The organism is Myroides sp. LJL115 (assembly GCF_054871665.1).
The window spans coordinates 1-4,005 of the sequence record NZ_JBTXLS010000083.1 but is presented as its reverse complement, the minus strand read 5'-3'; the positions used below and the strand labels follow the sequence as shown (position 1 = coordinate 4,005).

At 31.8% G+C, this 4,005-nt stretch carries 4 protein-coding genes; all 4 read right to left on the bottom strand.

The annotated features are described in order from the left end of the window. Positions 1-68: 68 nt before the first annotated feature. On the bottom strand, positions 69-695 hold the full coding sequence (locus ACYSNX_RS12935; RefSeq protein ID WP_461755074.1) for a hypothetical protein: 627 nt from the start codon (positions 693-695) through the stop codon (positions 69-71). Next, positions 692-1,765 carry an RHS repeat domain-containing protein gene (locus ACYSNX_RS12930; RefSeq protein ID WP_461755073.1) on the bottom strand — a complete coding sequence of 358 codons (1,074 nt, stop codon included), beginning with the start codon at positions 1,763-1,765 and terminating at the stop codon, positions 692-694. The genes ACYSNX_RS12935 and ACYSNX_RS12930 overlap by 4 nt, the downstream gene beginning before the upstream one ends. Before the next feature lie 607 nt (positions 1,766-2,372). Beyond that, positions 2,373-3,002 carry a hypothetical protein gene (locus ACYSNX_RS12925; protein ID WP_461755072.1) on the bottom strand — a complete coding sequence of 210 codons (630 nt, stop codon included), beginning with the start codon at positions 3,000-3,002 and terminating at the stop codon, positions 2,373-2,375. Then, positions 2,999-4,005, bottom strand: a 1,007-nt coding sequence (locus ACYSNX_RS12920; protein ID WP_461755071.1) for an RHS repeat domain-containing protein, incomplete at its 5' end; no start/stop codon positions are given. The genes ACYSNX_RS12920 and ACYSNX_RS12925, both read right to left, overlap by 4 nt.

Genomic DNA, 4,005 nt, shown 5'->3' with positions numbered 1-4,005 from the left:
CGGCCATAGCCTGCTCTTTGAAACTTTCGAAATCGAATCCGCTCTTTTTGTTGTTTGTGTTCATAAGACTAATTTACATTTTTATATGATATAATTAATTTTGTGACACAGTTGGTGCTACACCTTCTATCTAATTGAGGTACTTCTTCTTCTAAAATATAACTAGACACATATCCCCCTCCATAATCATCAAAAACAGAAAAATATCCATTCAAATAAAAATAATACATAACAGAATACATCTCAGATATATTTAAATCAGATATATTTAAGAGTAACTTTTTGTTAGAAAATTTTAATCTTGTATACTTTTCTTTAAAACTTTCAAAGTTCAAATCATAGTATTCATCTGTTATCTTCTTATTTAATACAAAACATTTTATTAAATCCAAACACTCTAAAGTAATTTCGTTTTGGATTACGCGTTTAGCAAATACTCCAAATTCCTCTGATATAGAATTTATTTTCTCATGTTGTTTATAAAATCTCTTTAATTCAAAAAGGTTTATAACTCCTATAGTATCTTTTGTTTCCTGTAAAAAAAGATACTGTGAATCAAAAAAACCACTTTTTGATTCTTTTCCTTCTTCAATAATCTTATCAAAGCTTAAGCTCAATACGTTATCTTCAATAATTTGACTTTTACAAGAATAAAAATTAAGAATAATTACAATTAGTAAGATTACTTTATTCATTTCAATTCTTTTGGATTAATTTCTTTTCCATCATACTTTGTTCGTTTTGGGAGATCTAATCTGTCACGGGCTATATTCTCGTTCCTAACAGCACGTATTTCTGTTGGGTCTGTGTTACTGCTTTCTATATCATAAGAATCTTGCATATTCCCTGTTTCATAATCATATTGATGACTTAACTCATGAGCAACAGTAGTTATCTCTGTATTTATAACTCCCGTAGCTTTGAAAAACTCTTTCTTGTTTTCCTCACTGAAATTATAATTTGTTATACTTCCTACTGATTTTCCTTGTCTTATTTTCTCACTTTCTTTTGTAAACTCAGTCCCTCCTTTAACAGCCCCTCCACTATAACTATATGAATCTGTATCAATAATATGCTCATTTTTACTTTTCACTAAAGTTTGAATCTGTTTTTGAAAGCGATTATCTAATTTACCTACTTCTATATAAGCATTTAACACTTTACCCGCATGAGTCCCTGCAAGATTCTTTGTACCCATTGTTTGACCTTTTGCATTAGCTAAATTAGTCCCATCAAATTTATATCTTGTTTTATTTATTACAAAAATAATATCCCTACCATCAGGATCAATTGCATTAATAGGGTTATTAGCAACATAAACATACGGATTAATATTATAATACTTCTCCGCTAGCGGATCCACGTTCATCCATCTACCAATAGCTGCATCGTAATTCCTAGCTCCGTAATCATATACATTTAATCCTAATTCTTCTTGATTCTCTTTACCATTGTATTGGTATTTAAAATCTTTCATTAAAGGATCGTTCTTTTCATTATAGCCTTTATGAGCTAATCCAAATGGATAATAATTAATCTGCTCAATGATCTCAGCTGTTTCTATCTTATTGTTTCCGTCTTTATCACTATAAGATAGCCTTACATTACCCAGTTGATCTACATATTGATAAACATATTTATTTGTTTTAAAATCAAAGAACCCTTCTGATGTAGGTACAAAACTTAAAACATTATCTACATACTGAAAACCATTTAAATAATCAGTAGTACTGTTACTTGTACCCTGGGTAACTTTCTTTTGCAATTTCTTTCCACTAGCATCATACAGATAAGCAATCTTGTTAGATCCAATGTTTAACTCTACAGGTAAATGTAAAGAATTATAACTAATTTTTGTAATATTTTTATTTCTATCTACCGTAAGATTTCCAAATATATCATAGGTATAATCTGCGGAAGTTGTGGTGTTTCCTTTTTTAAATCCTTCTAAGTTACCACTAGTATCTACTACTTTAGAAAGTTTATTACTTCCTGCTTCATAGCTATAGCTTAAGTTGTCTATCTGAGTGAATTTATTGGCTATGGGGCCTCCATTACGAGTTAGTTTTAAAATATTGCCATTCTTATTATAAGTAAGTTTACTTCAAACAATAACCTTTATTATTTAGCAATATTAGAACGCGACTCCCACTACTTGTTGCATAAGGTAAATACCCGCTTGTCTTTCCTACTAATAATACTTTAAATAGGAACAAGTAATTTCAATATATTGAAACCTGCTACAATAAGAACCTTAAACCACCTTACAATAGAAGAATTAAAATAACTACTTAACTAACGCTACGGATTTTGTCTGGATATCCACTTTATTACTCTTTTCGCACACGGACTGCCACCTTAAATCCGTGCAATCAGGTTTTCAATAATTCTTTTAATCTCAAATACTCAGGTAAATAAAATCCATCTGAAAAATTCTCATAGTAGGATTGATAAACGCTTTCGAGTTTATCAAAATCCTCTCTTTTCGTCAACTTTGCAGTGATTAAAGATTTTGTTCCCTTAAAAATACCCCCCGTTAATGAAGTGTCTTCTAAACAAGAATTAAGCTTATTATCAATTTCAGAAAGGTTATCATATTTATTAAAGAAAGGTATTGCACTATTTTTAAACAAATCAAACAAATCTTTTACAATACTATTAATTTGAGTTTCATTTGTCAACCCAATTTTTTTTGAGGCCATTGAAGAATTGTCTAAATCCTCAATAGAAGTTCCTATGGTTGGCGTTCCTTTTTGATACTTTTTATCAAAATCTGAAATCTGATGAAACAGATTCTCCACGACATTAAAACGTACTAACAAACTTGGTTTAAGCTCCCATCCATCATCCCGAAGCAGAAATACAATCTGATATTTATTCCATCCAAAATCAGTTTTTTTAGTAAACTCACAAGCAGACTTTGATAGCTTAAATCCAAAAGAATTAATCTTATCGCCTAAACGAACCAAAACCTCATTTTTTAAATATTCCCTCTCTGTCATTGTTTAATATCTTTAGGTCTAATAATATCTACTTTTGTTGGTGGTATTTTAGTTCCTGCTGAGTAGCCTTGAGCAGCTCCTTTATTACCTACTACAGTTCCCCCACTTTTCTCTATTGCTGGATAGCCTGTTTTCTGATTTTTTGTATGTGGTGCAGTAGCCGATGATTTGGCATCTGTGAGCTTTATTTGACCATCTTTTGTACTGACATTATCCAAGCGAACATTTTTACCACCACCATTCGGTTTGACAGTAACTTGCTCTGCTACATTTTTATGTCCCGTTTGTTTTAGGTTATCTGTAACAACACCTTCAAATTGCTTTCCTTGTTTCGCATTCTCAACAATATTTGAGGTAGTCTTTGCAACATCCACAGAATTGTCCACCTTGTTAGCTGCTTTTACACCTGCTCTTACGGCTACGCCCGCACCTGCCGACATTGGAACCAATATAGAAGCACCATCGGCACCAAGAGCTGCCCAATTTGCACTGCTTGTTTTTCCTGTGGTTACTTTCTCGTGAATCAATACACCTACATCATACAGCACAAAGCCAACATCTACCACAGCATCTAACCAAGGACAGAAAGGACATTGTCCATCTGGGTCATCATACATAACTGGATTGTTCCAAAATGCATTGTATGGAGATTTATCAATTTGGTTTTGATGGTCCGCTAACGGATCCACATTCATCCATCTACCAATAGCTGCATCATAATTCCTAGCTCCGTAATCATAAACATTCAATCCTAGTTCTTCTTGATTCTCTTTACCATTGTATTGGTATTTAAAATCTTTCATTAAAGGATCATTCTTTTGATTATAACCTTTATGGGCTAATCCGAATGGATAGTAATTAATCTGCTCAATGATTTCAGCTGTTTCTATCTTATTGTTACCGTCTTTATCACTATAAGATAGCCTTACATTACCTAATTGATCTACATATTGATATACATATTTATTTGTTTTAAAATCAAAAAAACCCTCAGTTGTAGGTA

What these genes read in the sequence shown, in the direction of transcription:
- ACYSNX_RS12925 (WP_461755072.1), bottom strand. Translation starts at nt 3,002, where the DNA reads ATGACAGAGAGGGAATATTTAAAAAATGAGGTTTTGGTTCGTTTAGGC.
- ACYSNX_RS12935 (WP_461755074.1), bottom strand. Translation starts at nt 695, where the DNA reads ATGAATAAAGTAATCTTACTAATTGTAATTATTCTTAATTTTTATTCT.